The 19,142-nt window shown below is 36.6% G+C and carries 19 protein-coding genes; 5 read left to right on the top strand and 14 right to left on the bottom strand.

The window, feature by feature from the left end:
• Positions 1-226: 226 nt before the first annotated feature.
• Positions 227-1,216: a methylmalonyl Co-A mutase-associated GTPase MeaB gene (gene meaB, locus U9K52_RS20050; RefSeq protein ID WP_322927877.1), complete on the top strand. Its 990-nt coding sequence runs from the start codon at positions 227-229 to the stop codon at positions 1,214-1,216.
• On the opposite strand, the gene U9K52_RS20045 is transcribed toward meaB, so the two are convergent.
• A complete protein-coding gene (locus tag U9K52_RS20045) occupies positions 1,213-1,761 on the bottom strand; it encodes a DUF4251 domain-containing protein (protein WP_322927876.1) in 549 nt (182 codons plus the stop codon). The two genes, meaB and U9K52_RS20045, sit on opposite strands and share 4 nt — an antisense overlap.
• Positions 1,762-1,868: 107 nt before the next feature.
• Here U9K52_RS20045 and U9K52_RS20040 point away from each other — a divergent pair, with 107 nt between their 5' ends.
• Entirely contained in the window at positions 1,869-2,675 is an 807-nt protein-coding gene (locus U9K52_RS20040) for a M48 family metallopeptidase (protein ID WP_248388962.1), read from the top strand.
• Between the two features lie 93 nt (positions 2,676-2,768).
• A complete protein-coding gene (locus U9K52_RS20035; RefSeq protein WP_072884382.1) occupies positions 2,769-3,083 on the top strand; it encodes a hypothetical protein in 315 nt (104 codons plus the stop codon).
• Positions 3,084-3,120: 37 nt separating this feature from the next.
• Here U9K52_RS20035 and U9K52_RS20030 read toward each other — a convergent pair whose 3' ends face one another.
• The 9 genes from U9K52_RS20030 to pgi form a co-directional block, all read right to left on the bottom strand.
• On the bottom strand, positions 3,121-3,732 hold the full coding sequence (locus U9K52_RS20030; protein WP_322927874.1) for an outer membrane beta-barrel protein: 612 nt from the start codon (positions 3,730-3,732) through the stop codon (positions 3,121-3,123).
• Positions 3,716-4,531: an ABC transporter ATP-binding protein gene (locus U9K52_RS20025; protein WP_248388960.1), complete on the bottom strand. Its 816-nt coding sequence runs from the start codon at positions 4,529-4,531 to the stop codon at positions 3,716-3,718. Before U9K52_RS20025 ends, U9K52_RS20030 begins: the two co-directional genes overlap by 17 nt.
• Positions 4,532-5,284, bottom strand: coding sequence for an MlaE family ABC transporter permease (locus U9K52_RS20020; protein WP_248388959.1), 753 nt, complete (start codon positions 5,282-5,284; stop codon positions 4,532-4,534).
• Between the two features lie 93 nt (positions 5,285-5,377).
• Entirely contained in the window at positions 5,378-6,748 is a 1,371-nt protein-coding gene (locus tag U9K52_RS20015) for an exopolysaccharide biosynthesis polyprenyl glycosylphosphotransferase (RefSeq protein ID WP_263602050.1), read from the bottom strand.
• 40 nt (positions 6,749-6,788) lie between these two features.
• A complete protein-coding gene (locus tag U9K52_RS20010; protein ID WP_248388957.1) occupies positions 6,789-7,418 on the bottom strand; it encodes a 7-carboxy-7-deazaguanine synthase QueE in 630 nt (209 codons plus the stop codon).
• A gap of 7 nt (positions 7,419-7,425) precedes the next feature.
• Entirely contained in the window at positions 7,426-8,310 is an 885-nt protein-coding gene (locus tag U9K52_RS20005; RefSeq protein WP_089856500.1) for a bifunctional 5,10-methylenetetrahydrofolate dehydrogenase/5,10-methenyltetrahydrofolate cyclohydrolase, read from the bottom strand.
• Positions 8,311-8,342: 32 nt separating this feature from the next.
• A complete protein-coding gene (locus U9K52_RS20000; protein WP_263602051.1) occupies positions 8,343-8,633 on the bottom strand; it encodes a type II toxin-antitoxin system RelE/ParE family toxin in 291 nt (96 codons plus the stop codon).
• Positions 8,623-8,841 carry a DUF2683 family protein gene (locus U9K52_RS19995; RefSeq protein WP_263602052.1) on the bottom strand — a complete coding sequence of 73 codons (219 nt, stop codon included), beginning with the start codon at positions 8,839-8,841 and terminating at the stop codon, positions 8,623-8,625. Before U9K52_RS19995 ends, U9K52_RS20000 begins: the two co-directional genes overlap by 11 nt.
• 42 nt (positions 8,842-8,883) lie before the next feature.
• Entirely contained in the window at positions 8,884-10,524 is a 1,641-nt protein-coding gene (gene pgi, locus U9K52_RS19990) for a glucose-6-phosphate isomerase (protein WP_263602053.1), read from the bottom strand.
• Between the two features lie 175 nt (positions 10,525-10,699).
• Between pgi and U9K52_RS19985 the strand changes: the two genes are divergently transcribed.
• Positions 10,700-12,130 carry a glycoside hydrolase family 125 protein gene (locus tag U9K52_RS19985; RefSeq protein WP_322927873.1) on the top strand — a complete coding sequence of 477 codons (1,431 nt, stop codon included), beginning with the start codon at positions 10,700-10,702 and terminating at the stop codon, positions 12,128-12,130.
• 81 nt (positions 12,131-12,211) lie between these two features.
• On the opposite strand, the gene U9K52_RS19980 is transcribed toward U9K52_RS19985, so the two are convergent.
• Positions 12,212-13,120, bottom strand: coding sequence for a DUF4349 domain-containing protein (locus tag U9K52_RS19980; protein WP_322927871.1), 909 nt, complete (start codon positions 13,118-13,120; stop codon positions 12,212-12,214).
• Positions 13,121-13,328: 208 nt separating this feature from the next.
• On the opposite strand from U9K52_RS19980, the gene U9K52_RS19975 reads away from it, so the two are divergent.
• Positions 13,329-14,687 carry an acyl-CoA dehydrogenase family protein gene (locus U9K52_RS19975; protein WP_322927869.1) on the top strand — a complete coding sequence of 453 codons (1,359 nt, stop codon included), beginning with the start codon at positions 13,329-13,331 and terminating at the stop codon, positions 14,685-14,687.
• 112 nt (positions 14,688-14,799) lie between these two features.
• Here U9K52_RS19975 and U9K52_RS19970 read toward each other — a convergent pair whose 3' ends face one another.
• The 3 genes from U9K52_RS19970 to lon all read right to left on the bottom strand — a co-directional run bounded on the left by U9K52_RS19970 (position 14,800) and on the right by lon (position 18,943).
• Entirely contained in the window at positions 14,800-15,177 is a 378-nt protein-coding gene (locus tag U9K52_RS19970) for a DoxX family protein (RefSeq protein WP_263602057.1), read from the bottom strand.
• A gap of 85 nt (positions 15,178-15,262) precedes the next feature.
• Positions 15,263-16,375, bottom strand: coding sequence for an AI-2E family transporter (locus U9K52_RS19965; protein WP_263602058.1), 1,113 nt, complete (start codon positions 16,373-16,375; stop codon positions 15,263-15,265).
• Positions 16,376-16,537: 162 nt separating this feature from the next.
• Entirely contained in the window at positions 16,538-18,943 is a 2,406-nt protein-coding gene (gene lon, locus U9K52_RS19960; protein WP_248388942.1) for an endopeptidase La, read from the bottom strand.
• Between the last annotated feature and the right edge of the window lie 199 nt (positions 18,944-19,142).

Here is a 19,142-nt window from a genome sequence, read left to right as displayed (position 1 = left end):
CAACCCCGAAATAACAAAAGAGCTCAAACATACCGTTCGATCTGGGCTAGGGTATAGGCCTTTCATTAGAAACTAAAACATCAACACGTCATTTCTATGCTTTAACAGCAAAACATCAGGTAAAAAAGCAAAGTCCCCACAATTTGTCATGATAAATTAAATGAAATAATATTTAAATAAACCAATCCTCTTGACCATTGGCTTTTAATTGTCTATTTTTGGATCAATGAAATTTTCTACAAAAGAACTATTGGAAGGAATACAGTCAGGAAACAAACGCCTGATTGCAAAAGCCATTACCTTAGTAGAAAGTAAAAAAGCTGAGCACCGCCAACAAGCCGAAGAATTACTAAAAGAGGTGATGCCTTTCACGGGAAATTCCATCAGAGTGGGCGTAACCGGTGTTCCGGGTGCGGGAAAATCAACCTTTATTGAAAATTTTGGTAGGCTTGCAATTGCCAATGGCAAGAAGGTGGCGGTTCTGGCGATTGATCCGAGTTCAGCCATTAATAAAGGAAGTATTCTGGGCGATAAAACAAGGATGGAAGAACTGGCAAAAGAAGAAAACGCTTTTATAAGGCCTTCTCCAAGCTCAGGATTTCTGGGAGGTGTTGCCAATACCACTTTTGAAACCATGATGATCTGCGAAGCAGCGGGCTACGATTATATTTTAATAGAAACCGTAGGTGTCGGTCAGTCTGAAGTTTTGGTCGCAGATATTACAGATGTTTTCCTGTTTTTAAAAATAATCGGCGGCGGAGATGAACTTCAGGGAATCAAAAGAGGAATCATGGAAATGGTAGATGTGATCTTTATCAATAAAGTTGATGAAGAAAATCTGCGGAAAGCGAAAAATACGAGGATCGAATTAAAAAGAGCACTGGACTTTATTCCTCCCAAAGAAAAAGACTGGAAAGTTCCGGTTTTACTGGGTTCTGCTTTAAGCAATGAGGGGCTTAATGAAGTTTTTGAAAAAATTGATGAATTCATTAGCCTAAAAAAGAAAACCAAAAGATTTGATGAAGTAAGAAATCAGCAGGCTGAAAAGCGCTTCGAATATTGGGTTCAGGAATATATTTTGTCGGAGATGAAGAAAAACAATACTTTGGAAGAGGCTTATCTTCAGCATAAAAAAAATGCTTCTGCACTGGTTTCCAATCCAAGTACCGAAGCAAAATTATTTGTGGAAAAATTTTTATCTAAAGAAAAATCTTAAGGGTGAACTTTCTGTTCTTCATTTTTTGTAATATATCCGTCATACGAAATCGGCTGCCTGTCGTTGCTTCTTATAGAGGTAAGAGCTTGTCCGGATTTCGAAACTTCAATAATAATTTCATCAACAGCTTTCACATCATTGGTTTTAATTCTTACAATCCAGGCTCCTTTTTTATTCTGACTTTTATTAATGGTAAAATCCTTTGAAGTAAATCGGTAACTGTTTTGTGTTGTATTTCCATAGGTAGGGTTAAAAACTCTTCCAAAATAAGGGAGTGCCACTTCCAGACTGTTGGGTCTGATATCGATGCTGTAATTGCTGCCGGTCAGGTCAAAAATTCTGGTAGCGGGAGCATTAGGCAATGAGTTCGCAATATTGATAACGTCATAATTGGTAGGATTGGCTCTCTGTGCATGAAACGAAAAATCCTGGGAATTTATAAGCGCCGTTACTGCCTGGACATCCATATTGCTGCTCTGTGAAGAACAGTTTTCGAAAAGCAACAGAAAGGCAAGCATGCATATAATGGAGATAAACTTTTTCATAATATAAATATATACGGATACAAACAGCAAATTGTATGCAAATATATAAGCTTAAAATTTTATTTTGGAATAAAAATTGTAAAGGTTGAACTAATAACACTCGAACTATGAAATTTACAAATTTATTAGGAATAGGGGCTTCGGCTCTTATTGTTGCTGCTTGTACGACCAATCCAATCACGGGAAGGTCTTCTTTACAGTTGGCAAATAATTCAGAAATCCTGACCATGTCTGCTCAGGAGTACAGATCAACATTAGGAAAATCCAAAGTTATAACAGGAACAGCAGATGCCAAAAAGGTAGTCAATGTAGGATCGAGAATTAAATCTGCTGCAGAAAGATATTATCAGTCCATCGGTCGTTCGGGAGATCTTGCCAATTATAATTGGGAATTTAATCTTATTCAGAGTAATGAGCTTAATGCATGGTGTATGCCTGGCGGAAAAGTAGCGGTTTACACTGGAATTTTGCCCGTTACCAAAAATGAAAACGGATTGGCTGTAGTAATGGGGCATGAAGTGTCACACGCCTTGGCCGGACATGGAAACGAAAGGATTTCTCAGGCAATGGTTGCTCAATACGGTGGAGCAATCTTAGGAGGAAGTATTTCCAATGCACAGTGGGCCAATGTTTTTGAAGCGGTTTATCCTATCGGATCACAGGTCGCTTTATTGAAATACGGAAGAAATCAGGAGTCTGAAGCAGATCAGATGGGACTTTACATCATGGGAATGGCAGGATACGATCCAAGAGAGGCAATTCCTTTCTGGGAAAGAATGGAGGCGGCTTCAAAGGGAGCAAGACAGCCGGAATTTTTATCTACTCACCCTAATCCTGAAACCAGAATCTCAGATATTAATAAAAATTTACCTAAAGCACTGGAATATTACAGAGCTGCAGGAGGAAAAATGTAAATACAAAAAGAAATTTTAATCTTGAGTAAGGCCTTATTGAATTTTTATTAATTTGGTAAGGCCTTTTAATTCAAACCATTTAGGCACAACACTATGAAAAATCTAACAATTACAGGACTTATTCTTTTGGCTTTATCCATACTTCTTTTTTATCTTACAGCAAACAATTTTACATTAAATGATCTTGGGATGCCTCATATAATGGGAATTCTGGGAGGTATCGGAATCGGATTGATAATAGGCGGAATGGTAGGCTACGTAAGCAAAGGAAGTGCAATAAAAGCTGAAGAGAAAAGAAGAGAGTTTAAAAAACTGCAGCAGGAAAAAGAAGATCTTGAAAAAAGAGCTGCTGATATTGCAAGACGTGAAGCAGAGCTGGACCTAAGAAATCAAAATCCTCAGCTCTGATAAACTGAGGATTTGGTATTGCTAAATTAATGTTAATTTAAAACTTATAACCTACACCTACCATAAAAAGGTTAGGTCTGTTGTCATATCTTATCTCTTCACCTGAAACTCGGTTGATAAAATTTCTGGAATCTTTACTGAAAGCACCTTCGTATCTGGCATTCAGAATTAATTTAGAGATTTCAACCTGAGCACCGAATTGGTATCCTACGGTAAAATTATCCCTGGCATTTTCTTTAAAGTCATTAAAAGCGTCTTCTTTAGCCAAATTGTAGCTCGCCACAGGACCTACAAAAACGCCAAGAGTATTTCCTAAAATATTGTATCCTAAAAGAACAGGAAGATCCAGCCTGCTGCTCTTGATATCAAAAGTTGTATTGGCGGCAGTAAATTCATTTTTAAAATTGGTGTAGTACAATTCCGGCATCAGGAAAAACGAGGTTGGCAATCCCACTTTTAATGAAAGACCCACGTTAAAACCTGCATTGTTTTTACCTTCGCCTTCAATGGCCTGGTTTACCGTTCCTTTGATATTCTGCCATGACGGAGATCCTGTAGGAAAAATTAAATTTGCCTTTCCTGCCAAAGAAATCTGTGCAGAAGCAAATAGGGAAAACCCTATTAAAGCTATACTAAGAATCTTTTTCATTGTCTTCTATTTTTGTAATTGTATTATCAATCGTTTTATTGTTCTCAAGCAGATACTCTCTCAGTTCTTTAAATAATTCCGAAGAATATACAAAGTCAATAAGATTTTTATTACCCGCCGTAATCAGGATATCTTTATTTCCTTCCCATTCCTTGATTCCTAATCTCAGGTATACAATTTTCTCGCCAATTGTCATTACAGAATTCATATCGTGGGTATTGATGATGGTAGTGGTATTGTATTCCTGGGTAATTTCCAGCAGCAGATCATCGATTACATTGGAGGTGTAAGGATCCAGACCGGAATTCGGTTCATCACAGAAAAGATATTTGGGATTATTCACAATTGCTCTTGCAATCGCTACCCGTTTCTGCATACCCCCGGAAATTTCGGAAGGAAATTTTTTATTAGCTTTATCAAGATGTACTCTTCCGATAACCTCGAAAACCCGTCTTTTCTTTTCCCTGAATGTTAAATTGGTAAACATATCCAGCGGGAACATAATATTTTCTTCCACTGTTAAAGAATCGAACAAGGCACTTCCCTGGAAAACCGTTCCGATCTCGGAGCGAAGATGCTGCTTTTCTTCTCTTGACATCACATTGATATCCTTACCGTCAAATAGAATTTCTCCGGAAGTTGGCTGATAAACATTAAGCAGACTTTTAAGGAATACCGTTTTTCCGGATCCACTCTGCCCAATGATCAGATTGACCTTTCCTTTATCGAATGTAGTTGAAATTCCTTTAAGTACCTCAACCTGATCAAAACTTTTTTTAAGATCTTTTACCTCAATCATTTAGCTTAATATTAATTGGGTTAATAGTAATTCCGAAAGGATAATGAAAACCATTGTCCAAACTACTGCCTGTGTACTTGCTCTCCCTACTTCCAAAGATCCTCCTTTTACATTATATCCAAAATATGAAGGTACTGTTGCTATGATAAAAGCAAAAACAATTGTTTTTGTGAATGCATAATAAATAAACAGATTCGGCATATACATCTGTATTCCTACAATATAATCATTGGTAGTCCAGTTTCCGGTTAAAATCCCGGCTATATAACCTCCGCCAATACCAAAAACAATACTTATGGCAATAAGTAGAGGATTAAAAATTACACACGCTACAATTTTAGGAAAAATAAGAAAATTAGGAGAATTTACTCCCATAATATCCAAAGCGTCAATCTGTTCGGAAACCCTCATCGTTCCGATACTGGAGGCAATGTAAGAACCTACTTTACCGGCAAGGATAAGACTTATAATGGTAGGAGAAAATTCCAGAACCAAAACGGCTTTTGTAGCATATCCTACAAATGATGGCGGAATAGGGAACGATGAAGCATCAAAATTATTAAACATCTGAATGGCCACAACTGCTCCTACAAATATAGAAGTGAAGATGACAAGACCAAATGAATTAACGCCTAAGTCATTTATTTCTCTCATGAGCAGCTTCCAGAAAACATTCATTTTCTGTGGCTTCTGTATAGATTTACCGAGAAGGATAATGTATTCTCCGACTGCTGTAAAAAACTTTTTTAACATTCTGCTAAATTAGACTTTTTTTATTTATTAATTATAGAATGGGCAGACCAGGCTCTATCAATATTCAATATATCATAATGTAGACCAAAATCTTTATTTTGCATTTTTATCTCCGCCAATCACCAGTAAAATGGTTTTTAAGATGATGACCAGATCAAGCATGAAACTCCAGTTTCTTACATAAAATGCATCTGCCAGAACTCTTTTATTCATTTCCACTTCCACATCTCCGGCATCTCCGCGAAGTCCGTTTACCTGAGCAAGACCTGTAATTCCGGGAGTTACCATGCTTCTCAGGCTGTAGCGTCCTATTTTTGGTTTGTAATAATTGTCTACCGCGAGCATATGAGGCCTTGGTCCTACGATGGACATGTCCCCTTTCAGGACATTCAGAAACTGAGGCATTTCGTCAAGGCTGGTTTTTCTCAGAAATTTTCCGAAAGGAGTGATCCTTTTATCATTTTCTTCAGTTGTTTTTGTTGACGATTCGTCATTAACGATCATTGTACGGAATTTGATGCATTTAAAAACCTCTTCATGAAATCCATATCTCTCCTGAATAAAAAATACAGGTCCTTTTGATGTTAATTTGATTAAAACAGCAACAATAGGGAAGAGCCACGAACATACTCCAATCAAAATGACTAAAGAAAAGATGATATCGAAAATTCTTTTCATCAAATAATTAGAATAATATTCCAGCGGATATTTTACCTGATTAAGAACGGGCTGTGTCTGTATATATCCCATATTGTAAAGGAAAAAATCACTTTGTGTAATATTGGGAATCAATGAGATGTGTACTTTATTCGCTTCTGCCAGTTTGAAAATTTCTTTTTCCGTACTGTGCGTATAAGAATTTTCCAGAGGAATGAACAGCGTGTGGATTCCGTTTTCCTTCCAGAATTCAATCAGCTGATCGGTTTTGATTTCCTCATTTGGATATTCAAAAATTTTATATCCGTAATCCCTTCTGTCTCTTAATATATTTTTTAAAACTTCCGTAGAGCTGTTCTCATGTATAAACATCACGTTCCGGTGGTTGATCCCAAGGCTTCGGACATATTTGATTCCGAAAAATATCATCGATCTTACAAAAAAAATAAAAAAGAAGAGATAGAAGGAAAGCCAGTAAATATCTGAATTAAAAAATACATTGTAGCTTACTTTTCCAATCAGCAATACCCCAAGAATAAATAACAAAAAATGAATGAAGATTCTTTCCAGAAACAGAGTATAGGTAAGGTTTCTGGGAATATTGTAAATTCCTGTTCTTCCGCTTAAAAGAATCCAGAATAAAAAAAGCAATGCTAAAGAAAAGGCATTCTGATACCAGGTTTCCTCATTGTATTTCAGAGTCTGATTCCTTGTTAAAAAAAAGAATATGAAAATAGATGCAATAACCACAAGGTCAAGCAGGATAATGATGGATTTAAGATATCTGGAATAGCGTATTCTCTGCATCTATCGGGTTTAACGGATAAGAAAGCTAATTTACATATTTTTATGGAATATTCAGATACTTATGGGTCTGCACGGAAGCTCTCCACTCCGGATGTTCGAGAATGAAATCTGTAATTTTAGGGTACATTTCGTCACGTTTGCTCCATTCGCTCTGGAGGTATAGTGTACAGCTCTCTGAAACCTTTGCTGCCTGCTCTTGGGCGAATTTAAAGTCATTATTATTAAATACAATCACTTTCAGCTCATGTGCTTTTTGATAAATTTCCTCTTTTGGGAGGCCGGTTTTTTTGGGAGATAATGTGATCCAGTCGATCTGCCCGCTCAACGGATAAGCTCCTGAAGTTTCAATATGAATAGAGCAGCCCAGTTCTTTTAGTCTTGATGTTAAAATATCAAGGTTCCACATCAATGGCTCTCCACCTGTTAAAACAATTGTCTTACAGTGCTTTGCTGCGGTTTCTGCAATTTCTTTTGCATTCATCAGCGGATGGAGGTTCGGATCCCAGCTTTCCTTTACATCGCACCAATGGCACCCTACATCGCAGCCACCCAGCCTGATAAAATAGGCTGCTTTTCCGGTATGTGCTCCTTCTCCCTGAAGAGTGTAAAAATGCTCCATCACAGGGAGCATTTTACCTTCTTTTAATAATATATCTTCTACTAAGTCCATTTTAAAATTAATCGTTGTAGACCGAAGTTTTGTAAGCAATGATTGTATTTTTCATCAACATCGCTCTTGTCATAGGCCCAACTCCTCCCGGAACCGGTGTAATCCAGCTTGCTTTTGCTGCACAGCTGTCAAAGTCTACGTCACCAGCCAGATAATATCCTTTCGGAGAGTCGTCGTCTACTCTTGTAATTCCTACGTCAACAATTACGGCACCTTCTTTAATCATATCTCCTTTCAGGAAATGAGGATCACCTAATGCAGTAATAACAATGTCTGCTTTTTTAGTATATTCTTCGATGTCTTTTGTATAAGAGTGTGTTAAGGTAACCGTAGAATTTCCCGGGAAATCTTTTCTTCCCATAAGGATACTCATCGGTCTTCCTACGATTTTACTTCTTCCGATGATAACACAGTCTTTACCTTTTGTTTCAATATTGTATCTTTCCAGTAATGTTAAAATACCAAATGGCGTAGCAGGCAGGAAAGTATCCATTTCCAATGCCATTCTTCCGAAATTTTCAGGGTGAAAACCGTCAACATCTTTTCTTGGATCAATAGCATTAATGATTTTTTCCTGGTCGATCTGATCCGGTAATGGCAACTGAACGATGAATCCGTCAACCGCTTTGGATTTATTTAATTCATCAATTTTTTCCAGCAACTCAGATTCTGAAACAGTGCTTGGAAATTTTATAAGGCTTGATTGAAAGCCAACTTCTTCACAGTCTTTTACTTTTGAATTGACATAAGCTTTGCTCGCTCCATTGTTTCCTACAAGAATAGCCACCAAATGTGGTGCACGTCTTTTCCCGGCAACAATTTTTTCAACTTCAGCCTTTATTTCCTGTTTTATTTCTTTGGATATTTTTAGTCCGTCAAGAATTTCTGCCATTTTTACTTTTATTACTTTTATAATTAGATTTTTTAAGGATATTTTTCCGGATTCTGATGGGTGCAGAAAACGGAGAGGATATTTACGATTTTTTCTTTTTCGTCTACATCAAATAAAATTAAATAAGGCAGTTTCTTTAAAGGAATCGCCCTTACATCTTTATATTTAACTGCGAAAAAAGGATTTATCTGCAAAGATTTATAAGCATCTAATAATTTTTTCTTAAAACTTTTAGCTGCAGATTGAGATTGCAGTTTATAATATTTAATAGCATCATCAATATTATTGTTTGCAATAGGAGAAACTAAAATTTTAAATGCCATACTTTTCGGAAATTCTCTTTAACGATTCGAATGCATCTACCGATTGTGATCTGTCTTGTTTTAAAGATTCATCAATAACTCTTTTCATTTCATCCGTCAATTCAAAATCATCCTCGTTTTTTTCAAAACTGATTTTCATTTTTTTCAAAAGATTTTCCATTAAAGTTTCTTCTTCTTTATTTTTAAGATGTATGATAATGGTACTCATTTGTTTTATTTTTAATCAAAATTAATGAAAATCAGCAACAATTTATTTGTTTGCTTTATAATAATTAATTAATCCATTGGTTGAAGAATCATGAGCGCTAACGGTCTCATTACTTTCAAGTTCCGGAAGAATTTTATTCGCTAAAACTTTCCCTAATTCCACCCCGAACTGGTCGAAACTGAAAATATTCCAGATTACGCCCTGAACGAAAATTTTATGCTCGTACAATGCGATTAACTGACCTAGTGAAAAAGGAGTCAATTCATTGAATAATATGGAGTTGGTAGGTGTATTTCCGTGGAAAACTTTATAATTTAATAAGAAATCAATTTCTTCATCAGATTTTCCTGAGGCCTTTAATTCCGCTTCTACCTCTTCTTCTGTTTTTCCGAAGGCAAGAGCTTCAGTCTGAGCGAAGAAATTGGCTAATAATTTATCCTGATGATCGGAAACTTTGTTTGGACTTTTAGCATAAGCAATAAAATCAGCAGGAATCAGTTCTGTTCCTTGGTGAATTAATTGATAGAAAGCATGCTGTCCGTTTGTTCCCGGTTCACCCCAAATGATGGGTCCTGTTTCATATTCTACGAACTCTCCGTTTCTGTCAACACATTTTCCGTTGCTTTCCATATCTCCCTGCTGGAAATATGCCGGAAATCTGTCTAAATATTGTGAGTAAGGAAGAATCGCAACCGTTGTCGCTGCATAAAAATTACGGTACCAGATTCCGATCAATCCCATTAAAACTGGAATGTTTTCAGCAAAATCTGCTGTCTGGAAATGCTGGTCAGTATCATAAGCTCCTCTGAGTAACTGTTCGAAGTTTTCATAACCTACAGCCAAGACGATACTTAATCCGATGGCGCTCCATAATGAGTATCTTCCGCCCACCCAATCCCAGAATTCGAAGATATTCTCTTCCGCAATTCCAAAGTCTTTAACCGCTTGGACGTTAGTAGATAAAGCCACAAAGTGTTTCGCTACATCTTCTTGTTTTCCTGCTTTTAAGAACCAGTCTCTTGCAGAATGAGCATTCGTCATTGTTTCCTGGGTAGTAAATGTTTTAGAAGCAATGATGAACAGCGTTGTTTCAGGATTGAGGTCTTTCACAACTTCTGCAATATGATTTCCGTCTACATTAGAAACAAAATGAACGTTTAACCTTGTTTTAAAATGTTTTAAAGCCGAAACCACCATCACAGGCCCTAAATCCGAACCGCCGATTCCAATGTTCACCACATCTGTAATTTCTTTTCCGCTAAAACCTTTATGAGCTCCTGAAATAATACTTTCGGAAAAAGATTTCATATGATCCAAAACCTTTTTAATCTGAGGTTTGATGTTTTCTCCGTCTACTAAAATCTCTTTATCGGAAAAATCCCTCAAAGCTGTATGCAGAACTGCTCTTCCTTCCGTCTCATTGATTTTGTCTCCCGAAAACATTTTGGAAATGGCATCTTTCAGTTCACATTCTTCTGCGAGGCTTAAAAGAAGCTTTTTCGTTTCGGAATCGATGAGGTTTTTCGAATAATCGAACAAAAAATTCGGTCTTTTGATTGAAAATTCATTAAAACGGTTCGGATTGCTTTGAAAAAGACTTCTCAGATCAAAATCATTATTGGCAAACTGTTCGTCTAATGCTTTCCAGCTATTGGTTTGAGTAGGATTTATTTTTGATAGCATATATTAGAAATTAGGTTTTGTGATTAGGATTCAGGATCGTGAATACCAAATCCTCATGTAAAATATTGATTTGCAAATTTACGGAATTTAGTTCAATGATGTCAATGGATGATTAAAAATCAGCCGGCAAGTTCTTATTGTCAAAATCAGTATTTTTAGATCAAATTTTTTACTAATGATCAACAGACGTAATTTTATCAGAAAATCATCATTAGGAATTGGCTTTTTTGCTTTGCCCTTGCCTGTAAAATTTATTTTTAACGAAGAATATATTTCCAGACGGCCCGAAATTTCCCAACGAAAATTTACGTCTGAAGCGGTTGAAAAAACCATTAAGACAGTTAAAAAATCAATTGCTGACAAAGAACTGGCGTGGATGTTTGAAAATTGTTTTCCTAATACATTAGATACAACAGTAAAATTTTATTATAAAAATAATAAGCCTTACACTTATGTAATTACGGGAGATATTGACGCCATGTGGCTCAGGGATTCTTCTGCACAGGTTTATCCGTATTTAGGCCTTGCCAATGAAGATGAAAAGCTGAAGAATCTCTTAAAAGGTGTTATTAATAAGCAGGTAGAATGTGTTCTTCTTGATCCTTATGCCAATGCTTTTTTTGATAATGCAGCCAAAATAAGCGAATGGAAAGATGATTCTACACTAATGAAGCCCGGAATTCACGAAAGGAAGTGGGAAATCGATTCTTTGTGTTATGTGATGAGATTGTCTTATAACTACTGGAAAGCAACTGGTGATTCTTCAGTATTTGATGCGGATTGGAAAAAAGCAATGCTTTTGATTTTGCAGACTTTTAAACAGCAGCAAAGAAAAGATTCAAAAGGACTGTATAAATTCCAGCGATCCAATGGAAATCCTTTGGATACGCAGTTTGCAGGAGGGTACGGAAATCCAACCATGAAAGTTGGACTTATTCATTCGATGTTCAGACCTTCGGATGATGCTACTTTTTACCCGTTTTTGATTTCTTCCAATATGTTTGCGGTAGTTTCTTTAAGAGAGACGGCAGAAATCTTTTCTAAAATTTTAAAAGATGAGAATTCTTCAGGCCAGTTTAAAGATTTGGCTAAAGAAGTAGATGATGCGATTCAAAAATATGCTGTTTTAAATCATCCTGAGGCGGGAAAGATTTATGCATTGGAAATTGACGGTTTTGGAAATGCTCTGTTTATGGATGATGCCAATGTCCCGAATTTACTGTCCATCCCTTATTTAGGATATGCTTCGAAAGACGATAAAATTTATCAGAATACCAGGAAGTTTTCTTTGAGCAAGACCAATCCATGGTTTAGTGAGGGAAAATTTGCCAAAGGAATCGGCGGGCCGCACATCGGAGAACATAAGATCTGGCCTTTAGGTTTGATCATGCAGGCTTTAACCACCGATAACGATGAAGAAATTATTTCATGTTTGAAAATGCTGAGGGCCACACACGCGGGAACAGGATTTATTCATGAGTCTTTTGATGTTGATCATCCTGAAGATTTTACAAGGGCGTGGTTTGCATGGGCCAATACTTTATTTGGTGAACTGATTCTTCATCTCTATAAAACAAAACCGGAAATTCTTAAAAGAAAGTTTTAATGAAAATAAAAACCTCAGGATTTACCAAAGGTTTATTGTAAAATTTAAAATATATATAGATAACCCGTAGGTTAGAATAGCTTATGCTTCGGCGTCCGACCGCTTTTTTGCAGACTTCCTTTTTCTTGCAAAATAAACGACTGCAATTCCGATTAATACAATTGGCCATACTGTAATTAATCCTACAACAATTTTCTGAATTAAATAATATCCTTCCACAAAAGCTGATTTAGCACTGTATAGAAAATCGAAGTTATATTTATCATCAATACTGTCTGTGTTGGTAATGGCAATCTCAGCAACTCTGATTTTTGGTTCTTTAATGTAAACATCCACCATACTGTATTTCAGGTTGTCAGTCACATCCATGTTGGCTAATTGTTGTTGATTGCCTTCAGCCATATTTTCGTTATCCAGCTCTACTTTATCTTTATTAGCTTTTAATGCAGAGATGTTTTTGCTGTTTTTTTCAATTCTTTTGCTTTCAAGCTGGGCGTATTTTATGCTTGATGTTATATCTTCCGCATTAATGAGCCTTGAATTAAGGAATAGTTTTTTATCGTTGATCATAGTGAGCAGTTCACCGAGTTTTTCAGTGGGAACTCGCAGCTGCATCCTGTTTTCTGTCTGGTATTTTTTTACCAATACGGCATTTTCATTCGATGTGTTATATGTATTTTCCGAAACAACATTACTCTGCAGGTTGCTTTTTGTTACAAATCCTCCAAGTTCCTGTACAGACTTTTCAATAGAGATCGTTGTCTCATAAACGTCTTTTACTTCCATGTTCACATCAGCGGTTTTAATAAACTGCTTGTCTTTTACTCTCATGGTGGCAACGGAAGAAACACTATCCGAAACCATTGCTGCCGAAGAGTCAGCGGTAGCATACGCTTCCATATCTGTTGATGCAACTTCTCCTTTTTTACAGGAATATATTCCTAATAACAATGCGGCTGCCAATGATAATCTGAGGTGCGTTGTTTTCATAATATTGATTTTTAATGTTTTGCTTATTCCAAAGTTCGGGCTGAATCTTTTGTAACATTTGGAAATCAGCGGTAAACAATTTGTAAAAGGAAATTATTTATTAAGTTTTTAAAAATCAGGTATTTGTAAAATAAACAGGTTTTAGGTACCTCATTTTCGGATTAATTTTTGCTTATCTTTTACAAGTCAAACACACAAAGAATTATTTATGTCAAATACTTTTTCCAAAATCAGAAATGCAATAGAATTATTCAGATCCATAGACTTTGACCAGCTGAGTACAATTTCTCAAAAGGTAAATCTTCCCAAGTTGATGGAGAATTTCTCCAAGCTAGACGATAAGCAGCTTTCCGGAATGATGAAAATGCTCGATCCCAATAAAAAGAAAAAAGAACTTCCACCCATCGATGGCGACTTTTACGACATTTATCATACGTTGAGCCCGGATCAAAGAGAAATTCAGCTTAAAGTAAGAGCGTTTATGGAAAAAGAAGTAAGGCCTTTGGTTAATCATTACTGGCTGAGAGACGAATTTCCACATGAATTAATACCGAAATTTCAGAAACTGAATATTTGCGGCGTTACCTACGAAGGGTATGGCTGTCCCGGATTGCCTTTCCTGATGGAAGGCGTTCTGGCTATGGAAATGGCAAGAGTAGATGCTTCTATTGCTACTTTCTTCGGAGTGCAGTCCGGTCTTTCCATGGGTTCGATTTATATCTGCGGTTCTGAAGAGCAAAAGCAAAAGTGGCTTCCGCAAATGCAGAAATTCGAAAAAATAGGAGCTTTTGGCTTAACGGAGCCTGAAGTCGGTTCCGGAGCAGCAGGTGGCTTAACGGTAACCTGTAAGAAAACACCTGAAGGCTGGGTTCTGAACGGACAGAAAAAGTGGATCGGGAATGCAACTTTTGCCGATGTTATTATTATCTGGGCCAGAGATCTTGATGATGGCGAAGTAAAAGGATTTATTGTTGAAAAAGATAATCCCGGATATTCGGTAGAGAAAATAAAGGGGAAAATGGCTTTGAGAATCGTTCAAAACGGATTGATTACCCTAAAAGATTGTATGATTACTGAAGAAAACAGATTGCAAAATGCAAATTCTTTTAAAGATACCGCGAAAGTATTACGGATGACGAGGGCAGGAGTGGCCTGGATGGCAACCGGTTGCGCCAGAGGAGCGTATGAAAGTGCTTTGGATTATACCAGGAAAAGAGAACAGTTCGGTAAACCGATTGCTTCTTTCCAGATGATTCAGGGACATTTAGTGGAAATGCTTTCCAATCTTACGGCAATGCAGACAATGGTTTTCAGACTTTCCGAAATGCAGGATGAAGGAATTTTGAAAGATGAACACGCTTCTCTCGCAAAAGTTTTCTGTACCATGAGAACGAGGGATATCGTATCAAGAGCAAGAGAAGTCATGGGCGGAAACGGAATCCTCCTTGAATACGACGTGGCTAGATTTGTGGCAGATGCGGAAGCTATTTATTCTTACGAAGGAACCAAAGAAATCAATTCTTTGATTGTGGGAAGATCAATTACCGGCTTTAGTGCATTTGTATGATATAAGTGAATGGTCAATTGTTAATTCGCTTTGATTGTCAATTTTTTAAATTTACTGTGGAGCAAAATTCACTATTGACCATTCATAATTTAATTGGTCATTCATTTTTTGATCAGCTCACCAGATGTTTGTATTTTTCTCTGTTGTCTATAATCATCCAGAGGTTGATAAGAAACATTACTCCAACAGTAGCCATCATACTTGGTGATTTGTCTAAAGTAAACACATGCGCGACAATTCCTACCATCACGGGTAAAATGACAATAGCTCCTAAAGCTCTCGTTTTTGGAAAGATAAACAGCAGTCCGCCGATGACTTCAACGGCACCTACCAATGGCATCAGCCAAGCAATTTCCCCAAAAGCACTAAAAACTTTCATTTGCTCCGGAGTCGGGTTTTCCATTGGCATGTAATTGAAGAATTTGTTTAATCCGGCATTAATAAACATTAATCCGAAAAGAAGAGACAGGATAAATTTTACGGCTTTCATAGAAATATTTTTATTTAAAGTTAAATAAAATTATAATCCATTAACTATATGTTGTAAAATTTATAATAAATATTTTATTTTGTAATTAATCCATCTCTTTTAGGGTTATATTTTTAGAGATTTTATATTTTTTCTTTTTCTTATCCGGTTTTTCTTCTTCACCGAGTAATTTTCCCCACGGCTGAAGTCCTTCAACTCTTTCAAAGATAATTTTAATGATGGCAATGGCCGGAATACATAAAAACATGCCTGCAATTCCCCACAGATGTTCACCAACCAGAATGCCTATAAAAGAAAATAAGGCGTTGATTTTTACTTTTGATCCTACTACAAAAGGAAGAATAATGTTTCCGTCTATGGCATGAACAATAATATATCCTATAGCAACGTAAATGCATGTGGACGGAGTACTGGTTGCAAAAGCGATAAAACAGGAAATAAGGAGCGAAATGAAAATGCCTATATAAGGAATTATATTAAGCAAACCGGTAAGAACTCCAAGCAGAATAGCATATTTTACTCCCAGTATGGTAAGGACAGTTGTTGTAAGAATCGAAACAATAATCACCTGAAGACAAAGCCCGATAATATATCTTTTTGTCATTATTCTAACTTCCGAAACGACTTCCTGAACACTGCTTTTATGCTTTTCGGTGAAAACATTAACAATGAAATTATTTAAAATTCTTCTGTAATTTAAAATGAATATGAAAAATAAAATAAAGAAAGCTAAAAATCCTAATCCTGTAGAAAAAATTCCCAGGGTAAACCCTAAAATAATGCCTGTAGAAGATAACAGTTTCTTTAAGCCTTCGTCCAGATAGGCAAACTGCTCATCAATTTTCACATTAAATGTTCTGGAAACCCATCTTTGGAGATCATGAAAAACATGTGTTGCCTGCTCTGTAAGCTGGGGAATGTCTTTACTGAAACTCGAAATCTGGGAGCCAAAGAAAAAGATAAGACTTGTAATGACAATCAGCAAAATCATTACAGAAAATATGGTAGAAAATGATCTTGGAAATTTTAATTTCTGTTCCAGAAAATTAGCAAATGGCAAAAATATCATGGCCATAAGAAATGCTAAAAAAAACGGAGCAAGAATGCTTTCGCCCAAAGCTAAAAGATATCCAAATCCTATTATGGAAACAATAACCAGCGCAAGCTTTACGAGAAAAGGAAGCCGAAGTAAATTCATAATTTTTTCTGTTGCATAAAAATAATAAAAACACTCCGAATTGAAGCGTCTTAAAAATAATTTATTTGATGACTGTTAGGATAAGAAAATTCCATGCCTGTTTTTTAAATTAAAAAAAACACATCCTTGTGAGATGTGTTTATATGAGAATATTAATGTAATCTATTTTTCAACGGCGAGTTCCAGCACTTCATTCATCCAGCTTACATAATGAACTTTCAGATTTTTTAAATAATCCTTTTTTATTTCTTCTACATCTTTTCTGTTGGCCTCACAAAGAATAACTTCTTTGATTCCCGCTCTTGTTGCAGCAAGCAGCTTTTCTTTAATTCCGCCTACCGGAAGTACTTTTCCTCTCAGCGTAATCTCACCGGTCATGGCAAGATGAGGCTTTACTTTTTTATTTTTAAATGAAGAAACCATCGAAGTAAGCATGGCAATCCCTGCAGATGGACCGTCCTTAGGAGTTGCTCCTTCCGGAACGTGAACGTGGATATTCTTCTTTTCAATATCGTCCTGAGAAATTCCCAGGTCATCATGTTTGGCTTTAATATATTCCAGGGCGATGGTTGCAGATTCTTTCATTACCGTTCCCAGATTTCCGGTCATGGTAAGCGAGCCTTTTCCGTTGCTGGTAATGCTTTCAATAAAAAGGATATCGCCGCCTACGCTTGTCCATGCAAGCCCGGTAACAACGCCTGGTACATCGGTAAGTTCAGACAGGCTTTTAGGTCTCGGAACACCTAAAATTTCATCAATTTTTTCAATGGAGATTTTTGGGTCATATTCTTTTACCAAAGCTGTTTGCAGTGCTGCCCATCTTGCGATGGCTGCAAGTCTTTTTTCAAGGCTTCTTACCCCGCTCTCTGAAGTATGTGCTTCAATAATATGCTTAAGCTCACTGTTTCCAAGTTTGAATGATTTGGAATCGAGGCCGTTTTCTTCCTGTTGTTTCTTGATTAAATGTCGTTTGGCGATTTCGATTTTTTCTTCCAAAGTGTATCCTGTAATCTGAATAATTTCCATTCTGTCCAGCAAAGGTGTCTGAATCGTTGATAGGGAATTTGCTGTGGCAATAAACATTACTTTGGACAAATCATAGCCCATTTCAAGAAAATTGTCGTAGAATGATTTATTTTGCTCAGGATCAAGTACTTCTAAGAGTGCGGAACTCGGATCACCGTGCATTCCTTTTCCTACTTTATCAATCTCATCAAGAACAATTACAGGATTTGAAGTTTCTGATTTTTTAATAGACTGAAGAATTCTTCCTGCCATGGCTCCGATGTATGTTTTTCTGTGTCCACGGATTTCACTTTCATCATGCAGCCCGCCAAGAGAAACCCGTACATATTTTCTTCCCAAGGCATCGGCAACGGATTTTCCGAGAGATGTTTTTCCCACACCCGGAGGTCCCACCAAAAGAAGAATAGGAGATTTCATGTTGTTTTTAAGTTTTAAAACAGCCATATGTTCCAGGATCCTTTTTTTGATGTCTTCCAGTCCGAAATGTGCTTTATCTAAAATTTTCTGCGCTCTCTCAATGTCAAAAGTATCTTTGGTGTACGTTTCCCAGGGAAGATCGGTAAAGAAATCCAGGTAATTTCTCTGAACATTATAATCCGGAGAATTAGGATTCTGACGCTGCAAACGGTTAATCTCTTTTTGAAAATGCTCTTCAACTTCCTGGCTCCAGGTTTTCTTTTTAGCTTTAGCGATTAGTTCTTCAACATCACTTTCCGGGCCGCCACCAAGTTCCTCTTGGATGGTTCTGATCTGTTGATTCAGGAAATATTCCCGCTGCTGTTTATCGAGATCTTTGGAAGTTTTCTGATGAATCTGATTTCTCAGCTCCAGTTTTCTGAAATCCTCATGCATCATTTCATAGCACTTATTAGCCCTTTCCATAAGGTTTTTCTCCTCAAGAAGTTTTTGCTTTTCGGTAGAAGGGAAGTTGGCGTTGGTGCAGATGAAATTCAGCAGGTCATCATTATTATTGATGTTTTTAATGGCAAAATTGGCCGCATTAGGGATATTCGGATCAAGTTCGATAATCTTTAACGCAAGATCTTTCACATTTTCCAGCAATGCTTCGTATTCTTCCTTGTTTTTTGGCTTTCCGTCTTTTAGCTTTGATATCTCTGCCTTAAAATAAGGTTGCTTTTCAACGATTTTTTTAATCTTAAACCGATGAAATCCTTTTGTAATAGCCGTAATATTGCCTTCAGGAAGCTTTATAATCTTAATGATTTTGGCAAGTGTACCTACCTGGAAAATATCTTTTTCCGATGGCTGTTCTAAGTCAGAATTTTTCTGGCTTACAATTCCTATAAAATCGCCGTTTTTTTGTGCTTCCTCCAGAAGCTGTATGGATGTTTTTCTTCCGGCTGTTATGGGGATAACCACATTCGGGAACATCACCATATTCCTTACGGGAAGAACCGGAAATATTTTTTGTTCGGAATTTTTCTCTGTTTCTGCAAGATCGGAAAGGTTGATCTCTTCAGCTACAATATCAAATCCGTCACTTATCATTTCTTCTAAACTTATATCTTCAAACTCTGTCATAGTAAATCGAATGACAAATTGTCATTGCCGTTTTAATTCATTAAAGTAAAACTTTACAATATGTGCTAAAAGTCATATTGTATATAATATGTCCTTTTATGACACAAGACCTGTGCCATTTGTTTTTTGCTAAAAAATACGGTCAAAATTTCCTTTTTTAGAAAAATTAAATTTTAAAAATTAAAATAAAGAACTAGGA

Source organism: Chryseobacterium sp. MHB01 (assembly GCF_034651565.1).
Lineage (GTDB): Bacteria > Bacteroidota > Bacteroidia > Flavobacteriales > Weeksellaceae > Chryseobacterium > Chryseobacterium nepalense.
The sequence above is the reverse complement of the archived record's forward strand: the minus strand, read 5'-3'. Positions and strand labels throughout refer to the sequence as shown.